Origin of the sequence: Amycolatopsis rhizosphaerae (assembly GCF_007713715.1) — a bacterium.
Classification (GTDB): Bacteria; Actinomycetota; Actinomycetes; order Mycobacteriales; family Pseudonocardiaceae; genus Amycolatopsis_E; species Amycolatopsis_E rhizosphaerae.
Genome location: NZ_VJWX01000004.1, coordinates 37,540 through 53,158, shown reverse-complemented (window position 1 = coordinate 53,158; position 15,619 = coordinate 37,540). Strand labels below are relative to the sequence as shown.

Below are 15,619 nucleotides of genomic sequence, written 5' to 3'. Positions count from 1 at the left end.
CCGAAACCTGGCCGCCCCAGTACTCGTGCATCTGCCTGCTCTCGCGGCGGAAATCGCCGAGCACGGTCTCCATCCGCGCGGCCGCGGCATCGAACAGCCGCGCCTGCTGGTAGAAGAGCTCGGGCGGGAGCTCGTTGATCAGTTGGGCGATCTGGTCGGAGGTCAGCTTTTCCAGCTCGGGGTCGAAGATCGGCGGAGCCGGGTCGGTGGCGGCCATGGATCAGCTCCTGCCCAGCACCGGCGAAGGCGGCGAGTCGGCGTCGTCGTCGTCCCAGTCCCGCCGGTCGGCCTGCAGCCAGATCTGCGGCTCCCGTTCCTTGTTCTGCTGATTGGCCCCCATCCCGCCCATGCCTCCCATGCCACCCATCGGCATGCCGGGGCTCTGCTGGGCCAGCGCCTGGGCGTTGGACAGCGGCAGGGCCGCGGTGGTCGCCGGGACCGCGGGAGTGGTGCCGGGCACCGCGAACCCGCGCTGCTGGGCCACTTCCGTGTCGAACTGCGCCGGGTTGGCGGGCGAGAAGCCGGCGTCGAGCTTCGAGCTCAGGTGACCGAGCCCACCGAGCCCACCGACGCCACCGGCGCTGCCACCACCGCCGCCGGCGTGGCCGCTCAGGGCCGCGGCGTCGGCCGCCTTGGCCGTGGCATCGGTCGGGCTGAGGAAGCTTCGCAGCGCCGAGCTCCCGAGCGGGTCGTTGGCGCCGACCCGGTCGATGCCGTCGATGGCCTTGTGCGCGGCCTGCTTCGCCGCTTCGAGGGCCTGCCTCTGCTCGGGTGAGTCGTTCGGCGTGGCGAGCGCGTCGATGGCCTTGTCCGCGGCGTCCTTCGCGGCCTGAACGGCCTGCGTGTGGCCGGGCGCGTTCGGGTCGAGTTGGTCGTTGAGGCCGTCGATCGCCTTGCCCGCCGCGTCCCTGGCCTTCGCCAGCGCGTCGCTCGGGGCGTTGATGTCGCCGATCGCCTTGGCGGCGGCGTTCTTCGCGTCCTCGACGGCCTGGTGGTGCTTGGGGTCGATCATGTTGTCGATCGAGTTGTCGAGCGCGCCCTTCGCCGCCTCCAGCGCCTTCTGCCGGTTCGGGTCGGACGTCTGCTTCAGCAGGTCGTCGATCGCCTTGTCCGCCGCGTGCTTGGCGTCCTGCAGCGCCTGCCGGTGGGCCGGATCCGTCGTGCCGTCGCCGGTGCCGGTGCCGGTGCCGGTGCCGGTGCCGGTGCCGGTGCCGGTGAGACCGTCGATCGCCTTGTCCGCCGCGTTCTTCGCGTCCTGCAACGCCTGCTGCCGACCGGGATCGGTCTGGCCGGACGTGGAGTCGCCGGGACCGCTGGAACTGGTCGCCGGATTGCCGCCGCCGCCCGCGGTACCCGAACCGCTGAGACCGTCGATCGCCTTCTGCGCGGCGTCCTTGGCCTTCTGCAGCGCGGCGTTGGTACCCGGATCGCCGGACTGGCCCGCGATGCCGTCGATGGCCTTGCCCGCGGCGTCCTTGGCGTCATGCAGTGCCTTCCGACCCTCCGGAGTGGACAGTGCCGGGTCCTGCCCGCCGCTGCCGCCGCTTCCGGTGCCGCCCGGATCGCCGCCCGTGCCCGGGGAGGAGCCTCCGGCGCCGGTGAGGCCGTCGATCGCCTTGTTGGCGGCGTCCTTCGCGTCCTGCAGTGCCTTCTGCCGGGCGGCGTTGCCGCTACCCCCGCCGCTTCCGCTGGTTCCGCCGCTCCCGCCGCCGGTGGTGCCCCCCGTCGACGCCGTGGGCGTGGGCGCCCCGCCGGCGTCGGTGGGCGAACTGCCGCCGCTGGGTGAACCGCCGCTGCCGCCGGAGGAGCCCGAACCCGTCAGGCCGTCGATGGCCTTGTTCGCGGCCTGCTTGGCCTGGTCGAGCGCTGCCTGCGTGTTCGGGTCGCCGCCCTGGGACTTCAGGCCGTCGATGGCGCCGTTCGCCGCCTTCTTCGCGTCCTCCAGCGCCTGCTGACGCTGCGAATCGCCCGCCCCGCCACCGGAACCGGAACCGGAACCGGAACTGCCCGGCGAACCGCCGCTCTCCGTTTTCGGCAGGCCGCTCGACGAACCCTGTCCTCCCTGCGAGCCCTGGCCCTTCGAGTCGGTCGCCTGGTTGCCCGCGTTGCCGCTCGAACCGTCACCGAGTTTGTCGATCGCGTCGTCGACCGCGCCCTTGGCCTTGTTCAGCGCATCCTTCGTCTTCGGGTCGGACGTCTGGCCTGCCAGCTTGTCGATCGCGTCGTCCGCGGCCTTCTTGGCGTCGGCCTTGCCCTTCGAGTAGCCGGAGTCGGAGTTCCCGCTCCCGCCGCTGTTACCGCTGCCGCTGCCGCCGCTGCCACTGTCGTTGCCGCTGCCACTGCCACTGCCGCTGCCGCTGCCGCTGTCGGTGCCGCCCTTGCCGTCGTTGTTGCCGCCCTTGCCGTCGTTGTTGCCACCCTTGCCGTCGTTGTTACCGCCCTTACCGTCGTTGTTGCCACCCTTGCCGTCGTTGTTACCGCCCTTACCGTCGTTGTTGCCGCTGCCCTTGTACCGCGCGTCATCCGACTTGGGCTTGCCGTTGACGATGCGCAGCGGGACGAGTTCCGCACCGCGGTCGTTGTACTGGTTGGCCAGGCTGGTGCTGAGGTTCCGCAGATCGCGGAGCAGGTTCTCCTGGGTCGTCTTGTCCAGCTTGTCGATCTCGTCGATCGTGGCCTGCTCGATCTTCTTGATCAGGGCCTGGATATCGGAGTCATACAGGTCGTTGGCGAGATCGGCCAGGGAGTTGATGCCGTCGATGCCCGCCTGTTTGATCCGCTCTTCCTGGCTCTTGCGATCCTTGTCGTACTGCTGCACGAGCCGCCACCACTCGTTGGCGAACCACTGGATGGTGTGGCCGATGTTGCCGACGGTGGTGCCGTACTGCTTGCCGTCGAGCGTTGTGTACAGCTCCTCGCTCTCGTTGAGCAGATCCGTGGCGTACTTGTTGAAGGCGTCGCCCGCGTCACCCTGCAGGTGGTCCTTCATCGACTTGATCTCGGCGGCGAACTTGGTGTTGACGTCACCGAGCTTCTTCGTCGCGTCCTTGATCGTGAACTCGAGCTTGTACCATGCCTCCGCGGTGACGTTGCTGCTCAGGCTCCCCTCTACACCGTTGTTCTTGGCAGCGGTGTAAAGGAGGTCCCCGACGGCCGCCTCGAGGTCACCGTACGACTTGTACTGGTCGGGCAGGAACGCCGGCGCGGATGCGTTGTACTCGCCGACGAGCTGGCCGTCGTAAGACGAATCGGGCATGGCAACTAATCCTCACCGGGCGAATGTTCGGTACGAGCTGGGGCCGAGCGGCGGAACGTCAGACGGGGGTGGTCAGGTTGTCGCTGTAACCGTCACCGTCACCGGACTTCTTGTCGCCGGTGAAGTTGTGCTGGTCGTTCTCGGTGTTCTTGTCCATCTTGGACACGTCGTCGATGATGTGCGTCTGCAGCTCGGTGATACTGGTCTTGATCTTGGCGGCGTTGTCGCCATCGGCGTTCTGGAAGTCGTCCGCGATCTTCGTCAGCGTCGTTTCCATCTGCTCGAACGCGAGCTTGAGGTGCTCGGCGTGCGCGACGATGGCGTTGCGGCGGTCGTCGACGATCCGTTCCAGCCACTCCGCGAGCGCGAAGTGTCCGGCGTTGGGCCACTGCGGCTTGAGTGCGGTGAAGGCGGACATGTCGTCGAGCAGCGCGCCGATGCTCTTCGCCGAGTTCTTGATTCCGTTGGCATCGAAATTGGTGGACATGACTGGCAGCTCCTTAGGTCTCGCCCCGAGGGATCCGAAACCTGGTGTGCCGGACCGGATCCCGGTCCGGCACACCAGGCGGTGGCGGCTGCTAGAGCAGGTTGCCCGCGCCGCGCTTGTCCTGCTGCTGCATGTCGTCCGCTGCCCGGTGCAGTGCGGAGTTGAGGTTGTCCAGGTTGGCCCGGTTCTGCTCCAGGTCGTTCTTCATGTCGTTGGCGAGCGCGTTGTAGGACTCGGCCGTCGAACCCTGCCAGTCCTGCATGATCCGCTTGACGTCGTTTTCGAGCTCGTCCGTCTGCTGCTGGATCTCCTGGGCCTTCTTGCTCATCATCGAGATGCACTCTTCGATGACCGGGTAGTCGTACTTGATCAGATCGCTGGACATGATCGTGGTCCTTTCGGGAATGGGAGTCCGGATGCCGCGCGGGAACAGGCCGGTCAGGAGACGCCGAGGAAGTTTCCGGTCTCCATCGGCAGGTTCATGATCGTCTGCATGCTCGTCTGGTCGGTGCCGTCCTGGTTGTGGGCCTCACGGCGGATGTTCTCGGCCATCGTCTGCAGGTGCGCCAGCACCGACTTGCGGACCGACTCGATCCAGTTGTCGCAGGTGGTGCTCAGTGCACGGGTCGCCGCGCTCGGGCTGGCCTGGAGCGTGGCGTCGACCTGGGCCTTGAGCTGGTCGAGCTGCTGGCTGATGTTGTTGGCGGTGTCTTCGTGACGCGTCGCCTGCTGGTTGATCTGCTCAACGCTCAGCTGGGTTGAGTGGGACACTGGTGGGCCTCCTGCTGTCGGTGGCGTGTGCTCGGCGGGCTCTAGCGGTGCCGAGCCACAGGTTGGCTACAACTGAAGACGATAGGTTTTTCCTCGCGCCGGAAATTGCTTTCCGGCGCACCTGCCGCGGAGGGGAGGAACTCCCCTCATGAGGGAAACCGCATTTCACGACCGCGGCGCCGATACCTGCAGTGCGCACTGGACAATCAGCAGCGGACCGGTGGGCAGCAATTGCAGCAGTTCGGCGGGCACCCTCACGACGGAGGATTCCGAATAACCCAATGCGGCCATCACGTTCACGTCGGCCAGTGGGAACCTCGTACCGACCTCGGTGATGAGGTACGCCGGACCGGGGGTCGCCCCCGGCGCGGGCTGGTCCCGCGCCAGCACCCCGCCACCCGCCGGGATGACGACCTCGTCCGCGGTCGTGCCGGCCACATGCGCCCCCACCGGCACCGCTTCCGCCCGCACCTGCTTGGCGGGCAACAACTCCGCTGTCGCTTTCAGTTCGCCGCCCACCGAGGGGCCGAACAGCACGCAGGGGTAGGAGTCCGCCGTGGGGGTGACCGCTCGGGGAGGTACCTGCGGGAGGCCGCCGACGAGATCCGCGCCGGCCGATGCGGGAACTCCCGCCATCGCCGCCGGTCCGACCTCGATCGGCCGGACCGGCGAGTCCGGATAGGACTGTTTGGTGAAGGGTGCCGCCAGCAGCAATGCCGCGCTCGTCCGGCTCAGTGGCGCGATCCCGTCCTGGCGCACGAGGTAGAGCTGATCCGTGCCGATCGCCGGGTTGCGGACCTCGTAGACCTGGCCGACCACGCTCTCCACGCCGTCGATCAGCGGACCGGGCAGCCCGGCGCCGGGCGTGACCGGCACCGAGATGTCCTGGCCCTGTGGGATGGGGTTGAGCCAGCTCGGCGCCACGAGCACCGGCCGGGCGTCGCCGTAGCCCAGCGTCTCCAGCACCGTGCGGTCGCCCAGCCGGTGCCGCTTGCCCTGCCAGACCAACCAGTTCGTACTGTCCGATGTGGACACGACAAGGGCTTGGTCCGGCTGCAGGACCGCGCCTTCGGACCGGCCGAGCAACAGCGTCACGGCGGGCCCGGCCGAGCCGGGGGCGCTGCCCGCAGGCTCCGTGCAGACCGTCCACGGCCCGGTGTCGAGCCGGTTCGCCGACGGCAGTGCGTCGGGCGCGCCCGGAATGCCGATCGGCTGGCCGACCGGGGTACCGGTAAGCGAACTCTGCGAGACCGAGATGACCTGCCCGCCGCCGGACTGCCCGGACACGAGCCGGGCCGAGGAGTAGTTGAGCACCGGGCGGAGCTGTCCGTCGAGGTAGACGTAACGGGCGCCGCTGTTCTTGTCCATCACGATGGCCCCGGGCTGACGCCACGACGTGTCGCCGCCGGGCTTGAACACACCGTAGATGCCGAAGACCCCCGCCAGCACACAGGCCAGCAGGACGCCCAGCACCATCCCGCTGTTCAGCCTCCTGTTCGGCGGCTGCAGGACGTCCGGACGGCCGTGGGTCACGGCGGCCGCGAGCCTGCCGACGACGAAGAAATAGGCCTGGACCTGATCCTTGCGGGACTGCATCAGCCTGCCAACCCCCGCATGAACGCGTAGACGTGCAGAACCTGCAGCAGGATCGGCAGGATGGCCACGGCGGTCACCGATTCGAGGATCTCCACCGCCCGGCCCCAGTACGGCCGCAGGCGACGGCCCGGCAGGCGCTCACCGAGCAGCAGGAGCACGATCCCGGCGGCGAACACCGGCAGGAACACGACCAGCAGCCTGCCGAACGGGTCCTGTCCCGCACCGACGTGCACGAGGGCTCCCACCACCGTGACGATCGCGGGCACCAGGATCGACCACCGCTGCACCGTCGCGCCCGGGTGCCGGGCGCGCAGGAACAGCAGGAAGGCCATCACCAGCGACAGCACCAGCATCCAGATCCAGCCGTCGAAGACCAGCATGGGCAGCAACACCGTCTGGGCGAGCCCGAGCCCGATGTGCAGCGCGGTGGAGTAGCCGACGGTGGCGGCGCCCCGCTCGACGACCAGCCTGTGCGGCACCGGCTCGATGTCCTCGCCGAGTTCCTCCGCCCCGGTCGGCAGCATCGGCAGCGTCAGCCCGGACAGCCGGAACGCCGTGGCGGGCAGGAAAACCCCGACGATCAGGGTGACCACCAGCACGATCGCCGCCGCCTGGGTCGGGGTGACCGGGGTGACCGCGCCGAGCAAACCGGTCAGGGCGAGCACCAGCGCGAACAGGGTGGCACCGGTGAACAGCAGTGCCGCGTCGGCGACCGCGACCAGCCCGGCCGCGAGCGCCACCAGCGCGCCCACGGCACCGCCGGTCAGGCGGACCATCGACGTGGCGGCGGGATCTAGCGCGTCCACCCACAGCGCACCGGAAACCGCGGCGTAAAAGGCACCGGCGCCCGCCAGGATCGTCGCGACCTGCGGTCTTCCCGCCCCGCGGGCGACCAGCGCGCTGCTGGTCAGCAGCAGCAACGCCGTCACCGCGGTCAACAGGGCCTGGATCCAAACCGGACCCGCACCGGGGACGAGGAACAGGCCGAGCAGCAGGGCCACCCCCGCGCCGATCCGGAACATCCACCGGCTGTGCGCGGGCGTCCACACGCCCGGATGCTCGCGGACCTGCTGGCCGACACCGTCGACGAGGTCGTCGTAGTCGATCGCGGCGAGCCGGTCGGCCCGGGGTCGCAAGTAGACGGTCTCACCGTCGAGCAGGTTCAGCTCGGCGGGCGAGAGATCCTCGTCGAGCGGCTCCTCGCCGAGCCGCTGCACGACCCAGCCCTCGTGATCCGCACCCTGCTCGATCCACTCGGCCCCGAACTGGGGCAGGATGGCGGGCAGCAGTTCGGCGAGGGGAACCTCGGCCGGGAGCGCCACATCCGTCGCCTTTTTCCCCAGCACGAACCGTAGCCTCGCCGAGGTAGTTGTGCGATGCTGTGTCTGCTCTTCCATCAGGTGTCCAGGTCCTTCCTGCCAGGGCTAGAGACCGTGACCCGGCGCAAAGGTAGCTCCGCGTAACACGAACATCCGTGTGCCGAAGGCTGCCGGCGCGAAATAGGGGAAGTCCACTCACCGGAGGAGAGCCTTGAGCACGATCCTGTTCGCCCGGCGGTCTCGGCGACCGAAGCCGTCGGCCCCGGCCTCGGAGATCGAGATACAGGAGCCGCCCGCCGTGCCGGAGGACACCGGCGGCGGCATCAGCAACGTGCTGCTGTACGCGCCGATGGGCCTGGGCTCGATGGCCATGGTGATGATGTTCGTCCGGCCCGGCTCCGGCACGATGTCCTACATCGGCGGGGGCATGATGGTGCTCTCGGTGATCGGCATGCTGGTCGCGCAGCTGCTGCGCAGTTCGGTGACCCACAAGCAGAAGCTGCACGGGCACCGGCGCGACTACATCCGCTACCTCACCCAGCTGCGCGGCCGGGTGCGGGAGGCGCTGACCGCGCAGCAGCGCGCCGCCCGCTGGATCCACCCGGACCCGCACGCGCTCTGGTCGCTCGCGCTGGGCTACCGGCTGTGGGAACGCAGACCCGCGCACGACGACTTCGGCGAGGTCCGCATCGGACAGGGCGTCCAGCGTGCCACGCTCAAGCTGCTGCCGCCCGACACCAAGCCGATCGAGGACCTCGAACCGCTGGCCGCGCACGCGCTGCGGCGGTTCCTGCGGGCCTACTCGACCCTGCCGAACGCCCCGATCGCGGTGTACCTGCGCGGCTTCGGGCAGATCCAGTTCAGCGGCGACGACGAGGCCGTGCTGGGCATGGTCCGGGCCATGATCGGCCAGTTCGCCACCGCCCACGCGCCCGGCGACGCGCGGATCGCGGTCTGGGCCAGTGAAGAGCGGATGGACCGCTGGGACTGGCTGAAGTGGCTGCCCCACAACCAGGATCCCGAAAGCCGCGACGCGGCGGGTGCCCGCCGCCTGGTCGCCGACGGCATCGCCGAGCTCGAACTGCTGCTGGGCGGCCCGGCGTTCACCGGCAGGCCAAGGTTCGAGGCCGACACCCCGATCACCGCGTCGGAACCGTTCGTGATCCTCGTGGTGGACGGGGTGCGGGTGCCGGAGGACCACCGCGTCGCGGACGAGGGCTACCGCAACGCCGTGGTGCTCGACGTGTCCGGTTCCCTGCCGTGGCAGGCGCGACCGGGCGTGCTCTTCCTCGAAGTGGACGCCGAGGAGGTCAGGACGGTCACCTTCGACCGGCTCGGCAAGCCGAAGGCCAAGCCGCTGTGCAGGCCCGACCGGCTGAGCGAGATCTCGGCCGGGGCGCTGGCCAGGACCATGGCCCGGTTCCGCGTCGGCGAGGTGACCGAGGAGGACCAGGAGCCGATGGCGGCGGACTACGACCTGGCGGGCCTGCTCGGCCTCGGTGACGTCGCGAACTTCGAACCCACCAAGTACCGCCGGGAACGGATGACCAGCAAGCGGCGGCTGCGCGTGCCGATCGGCATCTCCGGCTCGGGCACGCCGCTGGAGCTGGACATCAAGGAGGCCGCCGAGGACGGTATGGGCCCGCACGGGCTGTGCATCGGCGCCACCGGTTCCGGCAAGAGCGAGCTGCTGCGCACGCTCGTGCTGGCGCTGGCGACCACGCACTCCTCCGAGGACCTCAACTTCGTGCTGGTCGACTTCAAGGGCGGTGCGGCGTTCCTCGGTTTCGACCAGTTACCGCACACCTCGGCGGTGATCACGAACCTGGTCGACGAGCTCGAACTGGTCGACCGGATGCAGGACGCGCTCACCGGCGAGCTCAACCGGCGGCAGGAGTACCTGCGCGCGGCGGGCAACTACGCGTCCCGGCGGGACTACGAGGCCGCGCGGGCGCAGGGCGTGCCGCTGGAGCCGATGCCCGCGCTGTTCATCGTGGTCGACGAGTTCAGCGAGATGCTGTCGAGCAAACCGGAGTTCATCGACGTGTTCGCGATGATCGGCAGGCTCGGCCGCAGCCTCGGCGTGCATCTGCTGCTGGCTTCCCAGCGGCTCGACGAGGGCCGGATCCACAAGGTCGAGACCCACCTGTCGTACCGGATCGGCCTGCGCACGTTCTCGGCGATGGAAAGCCGCAGCGTCATCGGCGTGCCGGACGCCTACGAGCTGCCGAACAGCCCCGGCAACGGCTACCTGCGCCCGGACACCCAGACGCTCGTCCGGTTCAAGGGCGCCTTCTCCTCTGCGCCCTACCGCCCCAAGCGGCAACAGCGCGCGCTCACCTCGGTCGAGCAGCACATCGTGCCCTTCGGCACCCGCTACATCGAACCACCCGCGACCGTCGAGCCGGAGCCGGAACCGGAGCCGGAGAACGACGGGCAGGAAAGCCAGCTGACCATGCTGGACGTGCTGATCGAACGTCTGAAGGGGGTCGGCCCCCGGGCCCACCAGGTCTGGCTGCCGCCGCTGAAGGAGTCGGCCACGCTGGACCAGCTCCTGCCGCCGCTGGTGGACCACCCGCAACTCGGCCCGCGCCCGGTCGGCGACCTGGACACCGCCGACCTGACGGTGCCCGTCGGCCTGATCGACCTGCCCGCCCAGCAGAAGCGCGAGCTGCTCACCGCGGACCTGGCCGGCGCCAAGGGCAACGTCGCGGTGGTCGGTGGTCCGCAGAGCGGCAAGAGCACGCTGCTGCGCACGCTGATGTGCGGGCTCGCGCTCACCCACACCGCCGAGGAGGTGCAGTTCTACTGCCTGGACTTCGGTGGCACTCTCACCGCGCTGGCCAAGCTGCCGCACGTCGGCAGCATCGCCAACCGGCTCGACCGCGACCGGGTCACGCGGACGGTGCTGGAGGTCACCAACCTGATGACCCGGCGGGAGGCGATCTTCGCCGAACACAACATCGACTCGATGGCCTCCTACCGGCGGGCGCGCAAACAGGGACGCCACAAGGACATCGACCCCTACGGCGACGTGTTCCTGGTGGTCGACGGCTGGTACACGGTCCGGCAGGACTTCGAGGACATCGAGGAGCGGTTCACCGAGCTCGCGGCCCGCGGGCTCAGCTTCGGCATTCACCTCGTCATCGCGAGCAACCGGTGGTCGGAGATGCGGCCGTGGCTGCGGGACGTGATGGGCACCCGGTTCGAGCTCAAGCTCGGCGACCCGGTCGACTCGGAGATCAACAGCCGTTTCGCGGCCACCGTGCCCGCGATCCCGGGCCGCGGCATCACGCCGGACCGGCTGCACTTCCTCGCCGCCCTGCCCCGCATCGACGGTCAGTCCACAACGGACGACCTCGCCGACGCCACGGTGGAACTGGCCGAAGCGCTGGACCTGCGCCAAGCGCCGAGGGCGCCGCAGGTGCGCATGCTGCCGCACAAGCTCGAGGTCTCCGAGCTGCCCCCGCCGAACGCGCCGTCCCCGACGGCGGAGATGCGGATGGCGCTGGGCATCGACGACGTCGAACTCGGCCCGCTGTGGCACGACTTCGACGCGAGCCCGCACCTGCTGATCTACGGCGACGCCGAAACCGGCAAGACGAACCTGTTGCGGCACATCGCGCGTTCGGTCGCGGCGCACCACAGCTCGGACGAGGCGCGCGTGATGTTCGGCGACTTCCGCCGCGAACTGCACGACTCGATTCCCGCCACGCACCAACTGGAGTACGCGGTGGGGGTGGAGGCACTGGCCAAGTCCATCGCGGGCGCGGCCTCGGCGATCGAACAGCGCATCCCCGGCCCGGAGATCAGCCCGAGCCGGCTGCCGAAGCGCGACTGGTGGAAGGGCGGGCGCCTGTACATCATCATCGACGACTTCGAGCTCGCGGAGGGCACCGGCGGCGGGGTGAACCCGCTCCAGCCGCTGCTCCCGGTCCTGCCGCACGCCGCGGACGTGGGTGTGCACGTGATCGTCGCGCGCAGCACGGCGGGCGCGGGCCGGTCGATGATGAACCCGGCCATCCGCCGGATGTGGGAGCTGGGCACGCCCGCGCTGCTGCTGTCCTGCCCCAAGTCGGAGGGGGCGTTCCTGGGCAACCTCAAGCCGCGCACCCTGCCGCCCGGGCGGGGTCAGTTCGTCAACCGCCGCCGGTCGGTCCGGCTGGTCCAGACCCCGCTGGTGCCGCGGGAACCCGCACAGTGAACCGGGGCCAGGCGTTGCGCGTGCGCTTGTGTCCCACCTTCGTGCGCTTGTGTCCCACCTTCCGGCGCTTGTGTCCCACCTTCGTGCGCAGGAGCGTGGGACTCACGCGCACGAAGGTGGGACACAACCGCAGGAGCGTGGGACACAAACTGAGGCTCTTGCCGTGAGGGGGCCCCTCAGGGCAGAGGGTCCGCCGGGGACGACACGACCTCCACGACCCGCGCGCGCCGCCAGCCGCGACGGCGCCCGGCCCGCGACAGGCGGGTGATCCGCACCAGACCGAACGCGAAGATCCCGGCCAGTATGACACCGACGGCGGCCAGCACCGGGCCGAGTTCGTCCCGCGGCTCGGCCCGCGGCAGCTTCGCGGGCGGCGGGGCGACGACCTTCGCCGGGCCGGAGGCCGACTCCTCGGGCAGCACGGCGGTCACCGCCGCCATCAGGTTCACCGTGCCCCAGCCCAGTCTCGGGTCCGGCAGGGTGGCGGCCGGGTGGTTCGCCGTGACCTCCAGCCGGTGCTTCACCTGGGCCGCGGTCAGCGACGGCCGGTAGGACCGGACCAGCGCGGCGGCGCCCGTCACGAACGGCGCGGCGTAGCTGGTACCGCTGCCCTGCCAGTGCCCGGGGCCGCCCGGGCCCACGCTGACCACGTCCACCCCGGGTGCCATCAGCGCCAGGAACGGCCCGGTCTGCGAGAAGTCCGCGCGCTGGCCGTTGGCATCCACGGCGCCGACCGCGATCACGGTGGGGTACGACGCCGGATAGGTCACCGGGTCGCCCTGCTGGGCGCTGTTCGCCGCGGACGCCACCACCACCACGTCGTGGTCCGCCGCGTACCGCACCGCCGCGGCCAGTTCCGCGTTCGGCAGCGTCGTGCTGGCGGAGACGTTGATGACCTGCGCACCGGAGTCCACGGCCTGGCGTATCCCCCGCGCCATCCCCTCCGGCGTCAGCGCGCCGGGGGTACTGCCCGCCGCCGAGGTGGCGCACCGGATCGGCATGATGGTCGCGTCGGGGGCCACGCCGGCGAAGCCGGTACCCGGCACGCTCGACGCGGCGATGATCCCGGCGAGAAAGGTGCCGTGCCCGTAGCAGTCGCTGTCGGCAGGCCCGCGGTCCGTGGTCGTCACGTCGACCCCGCGCTGGACCTTGCCCGCGAGTTGCGGGGTGCTCGCGTCGACCCCGGTGTCGACGACGCCGACGATCACGCCCGCGCCCTTCGTCAGGGGCCAGACCCGTTGCGGCGCAAGCTGTTGCTGTGCCCACGGCACAGCCGTCGCCATGCCCTGCGGTGCGGGAAGGCAGGTCTGCTGGTTGTTCGGCAACGGTGTCGCGGCCTGCTGCGCCAGGGCCGGTTGCGGCGCCGCCACGAGCGCGAGCAGCAGCGCGCTGCCCGTCGCGGCGGAGAACCGGCGGGCCCTCATCGGGTCGCCGCCGCGGCGTGCCCGGCCAGTTCCGGCTCGGCCGCCTCCGGCTGCCATTCGAGCAGCGAGGTGGTGAGGCGCGCGGCCACCTCCGGATCCTCCACGACCCGGACCCCGCCCTGCTGCCGCGAGGCCAGCACGCGGTCGAGTTTGGCGAGCACGATGAGGTCGCGTTCGTCGAGTTCGGTGCCCGGCGACTCGCCGGGGGTCAGTTCCCGGAACAACACGGCCACGCGCGGCGCGGACACGCCCTCACCGCGTTCGTCGCCGCCTTCCCCGTCGTCATCGCCGTCCTCCGCGGTGCGCACGGCGAGCGCCTTGAACCGGGCTCCGGCGGCGAACACGACCTCGTTCATGGGGCGGCTGATCATCAGCTCGGAGGTGCGCCGGGCGGAAGCGGGCCAGATCAGCACGTCGAGGTCGGCCCCGGGCACGGTCACGTCGAGATCCATGCTGCCAGTGAGGAAACCCGGCTCCGTGAGCACGGTTCCGGGGCTGCTTTGATGCTCCAGCGACTCGCCCACCCTGCCCTGGCGCAGCACGGCCCGGCGGTGCGTGGGCAGCCGCCGGATACCGGAGACCAGGCACGGCAGCTGCGCGTCCACCGGTCCCTTCCGCCCGGCGCGGACGGCGCCGTTGACCTGCGTCGCACCGGTCTCGCCGCGGCCGAGGTAAAGGCAGACCGCGACGTAGTCGGCCTTGGCCTCGTTCGCGTCACCCTGCCGCATCGACGGCCACGCCGCCAGCGCCGCGTTCACCGTGGCCAGCGCCTCGGTGAACGCCTCTCCGGCCGCCACGGCGAACCGGTTCTGTTCGGCCGTGGTGCTCGGGCGGTCCTTGGGCACCAGCGGTTTCGCGGGACCGCCTGCCGCGGCGGCTTCCGCCGGTTCGACCGGCGCGGGTTCGACCGGCGCGGCCGGAGACTCGTCCTCGGCCTGCTGGACCGGGTGCGGCTCCTCCGGCGCCTCTGCCTCGGGAACCTCGGCGATCGGGACGTCCTCGGTGTTCTCGAGGGGCACCGGGGCCTGGACCACGGGCTCGGCGGGTACCTGCCCGGTTTCGGGGGTGGTTCCCGCGGCCGGGGCTTCGGGCTCCGGGACCGGCTGTTCGGCGGGACGACGCGGCTCGGAGACGGTGGACACCGGGACGCTCGACATCGTCGCGATGGGCGGCGCCGCGTACGAGACCGGTGGCCGCGGCAGCGGGGCAGGTTCAGCCAGCGGCACGGCCGGTTCAGCCACCGGTACGGCAGGTTCGACCGGCGGCACGGCGGGTGCCGGTCCCGTCGGCGGGACCCGCGGCGACGGCAAGGCCTCCGCCATGCGGTGGAGGATGGCCCCGGCCTGTTCGTCGAGCTCCCCGCCGACGCGCACCCGGACCACCGCGCGGCGGCCCGGATCCAGCCCCGCCACCAGGCGTTCCGCCGCGACGAGGAGCCGCAGCCCGACCACGTCCCCAGGGGTGCCGAGCGTCAGTGTCCACCCCGTCGGGTCGAACGGCGCGATCTCCGCGGCGCACTCCGGCGACGCCGGTCTCAGCACCAGCCCCGACGGAACGACATCCGCGTACACCGCCGTCTCGCCCGCACCCAGGCGGTAGGTGCGCGGTCCGCTGCGCGTCCAGCCGGTGGGCGGCGGGCCGACCTCCAGTACCTGCTGATCTCCGCCGCGCGCGGTCTGCCGGAGCAGGGCCGGGAAGGGCTGGAACAGCGGTTCGCCTTCCGGTGTCAGTGCCGTGGCCAGTGCGGGACCGAGCGGCACTCCCGGGGTGAACAGCACCTCCCGTCCGGTGCGCAACGCGAGTTCGGCCTGCCACACGTGCGACGAGGCCCCGGGGTCTACCGGAACGAGAACCGGCCCCACCGGGGCGAGCCGGTCGAGCACGGCCGCCACCGCGGCCGGGGTCGGCACCGGACCCGCGCCACCGACCAGAACCTTGGGGAAGTGCTCGTCGACGGGCACGGTGAACGCGGGATGCCCCACGCCCGCAGCCGGTGCGTCCACGGAACGGAGGAGGATCCCGGCCGCCACCGGCTCGGCGACCGTCGCGGCGTCCAGCGGGACGGCGGTGACGGGGACGGCGCCTTCCCACCGGGGCGCCGGGAGGCGGGCCCCGGCGAAGGCGGGGGGTGCGTCGGGCCGGAAACGCCACCAGCCGGTGCCCCCGCTGCCGTGCCCCGCGTACCAGGCTGCGGCGGGCTCCGGCACGAATTCGCCGTCCGGGGCGAGGACCTCGATGTCGAGTTCCTTCGCCAGCACCTGGACCGGTGCGGGATCGGCGGCCAGCCCGGGCAGGGCGACGCACAGCGACCGCACACCCTCCGGCAGCGGGCGCAGCAGGGCGGGCAGGGCCGCGACGAGCGAGGGCACCTGCCGCGCCCGCGGAGAGATCAGCACGATCAGCTGGGCGGGAGCGGGATGCCGCGGACCGGCGTCAGCGGCGGGCTCGGTGCGGTGGCGGACCAGCAGGTGCCCGCCCTGGGGCTCGGCGACCAACTCGTCGAGCGACTGCCGGTCGGCATTGCGATCCATCTTCACTCCCGCCGTCGAGCACGTCGGCGAC

Annotated in this window: 9 protein-coding genes and 1 pseudogene; 1 reads left to right on the top strand and 9 read right to left on the bottom strand. The window is 70.9% G+C overall.

Annotation, left to right across the window (positions count from 1 at the left end; all coding sequences use genetic code 11):
* The 7 genes and pseudogenes from FNH05_RS01075 to eccD all read right to left on the bottom strand — a co-directional run.
* Nucleotides 1-217: pseudogene (locus FNH05_RS01075) on the bottom strand (hypothetical protein); the annotation flags it as partial.
* Nucleotides 218-220: 3 nt separating this feature from the next.
* Nucleotides 221-3,256, bottom strand: coding sequence for a hypothetical protein (locus tag FNH05_RS37720; RefSeq protein ID WP_186382304.1), 3,036 nt, complete (start codon nt 3,254-3,256; stop codon nt 221-223).
* Nucleotides 3,257-3,314: 58 nt separating this feature from the next.
* Nucleotides 3,315-3,743: a hypothetical protein gene (locus tag FNH05_RS01065; RefSeq protein ID WP_144584936.1), complete on the bottom strand. Its 429-nt coding sequence runs from the start codon at nt 3,741-3,743 to the stop codon at nt 3,315-3,317.
* Between the two features lie 91 nt (nt 3,744-3,834).
* Nucleotides 3,835-4,128, bottom strand: a complete 294-nt coding sequence (locus FNH05_RS01060) for a WXG100 family type VII secretion target (RefSeq protein ID WP_144584934.1) — start codon at nt 4,126-4,128, stop codon at nt 3,835-3,837.
* A gap of 53 nt (nt 4,129-4,181) precedes the next feature.
* Complete coding sequence (locus FNH05_RS01055) at nt 4,182-4,514, bottom strand: hypothetical protein (RefSeq protein WP_144584932.1); 333 nt, start codon at nt 4,512-4,514, stop codon at nt 4,182-4,184.
* 165 nt (nt 4,515-4,679) lie between these two features.
* Complete coding sequence (eccB, locus tag FNH05_RS01050) at nt 4,680-6,110, bottom strand: type VII secretion protein EccB (RefSeq protein WP_144584930.1); 1,431 nt, start codon at nt 6,108-6,110, stop codon at nt 4,680-4,682.
* Nucleotides 6,110-7,456, bottom strand: a complete 1,347-nt coding sequence (eccD, locus tag FNH05_RS01045) for a type VII secretion integral membrane protein EccD (protein ID WP_246127406.1) — start codon at nt 7,454-7,456, stop codon at nt 6,110-6,112. The genes eccB and eccD overlap by 1 nt, the downstream gene beginning before the upstream one ends.
* 184 nt (nt 7,457-7,640) lie before the next feature.
* On the opposite strand from eccD, the gene eccCa reads away from it, so the two are divergent.
* A complete protein-coding gene (gene eccCa, locus FNH05_RS01040; protein WP_144584926.1) occupies nt 7,641-11,633 on the top strand; it encodes a type VII secretion protein EccCa in 3,993 nt (1,330 codons plus the stop codon).
* Nucleotides 11,634-11,809: 176 nt separating this feature from the next.
* Here the strand turns inward: eccCa and mycP are convergent, their stop codons facing one another.
* Nucleotides 11,810-13,057, bottom strand: a complete 1,248-nt coding sequence (mycP, locus tag FNH05_RS01035; protein WP_144584924.1) for a type VII secretion-associated serine protease mycosin — start codon at nt 13,055-13,057, stop codon at nt 11,810-11,812.
* Nucleotides 13,054-15,588 carry a hypothetical protein gene (locus FNH05_RS01030; protein ID WP_144584922.1) on the bottom strand — a complete coding sequence of 845 codons (2,535 nt, stop codon included), beginning with the start codon at nt 15,586-15,588 and terminating at the stop codon, nt 13,054-13,056. The genes mycP and FNH05_RS01030 overlap by 4 nt, the downstream gene beginning before the upstream one ends.
* Nucleotides 15,589-15,619: the final 31 nt, after the last annotated feature.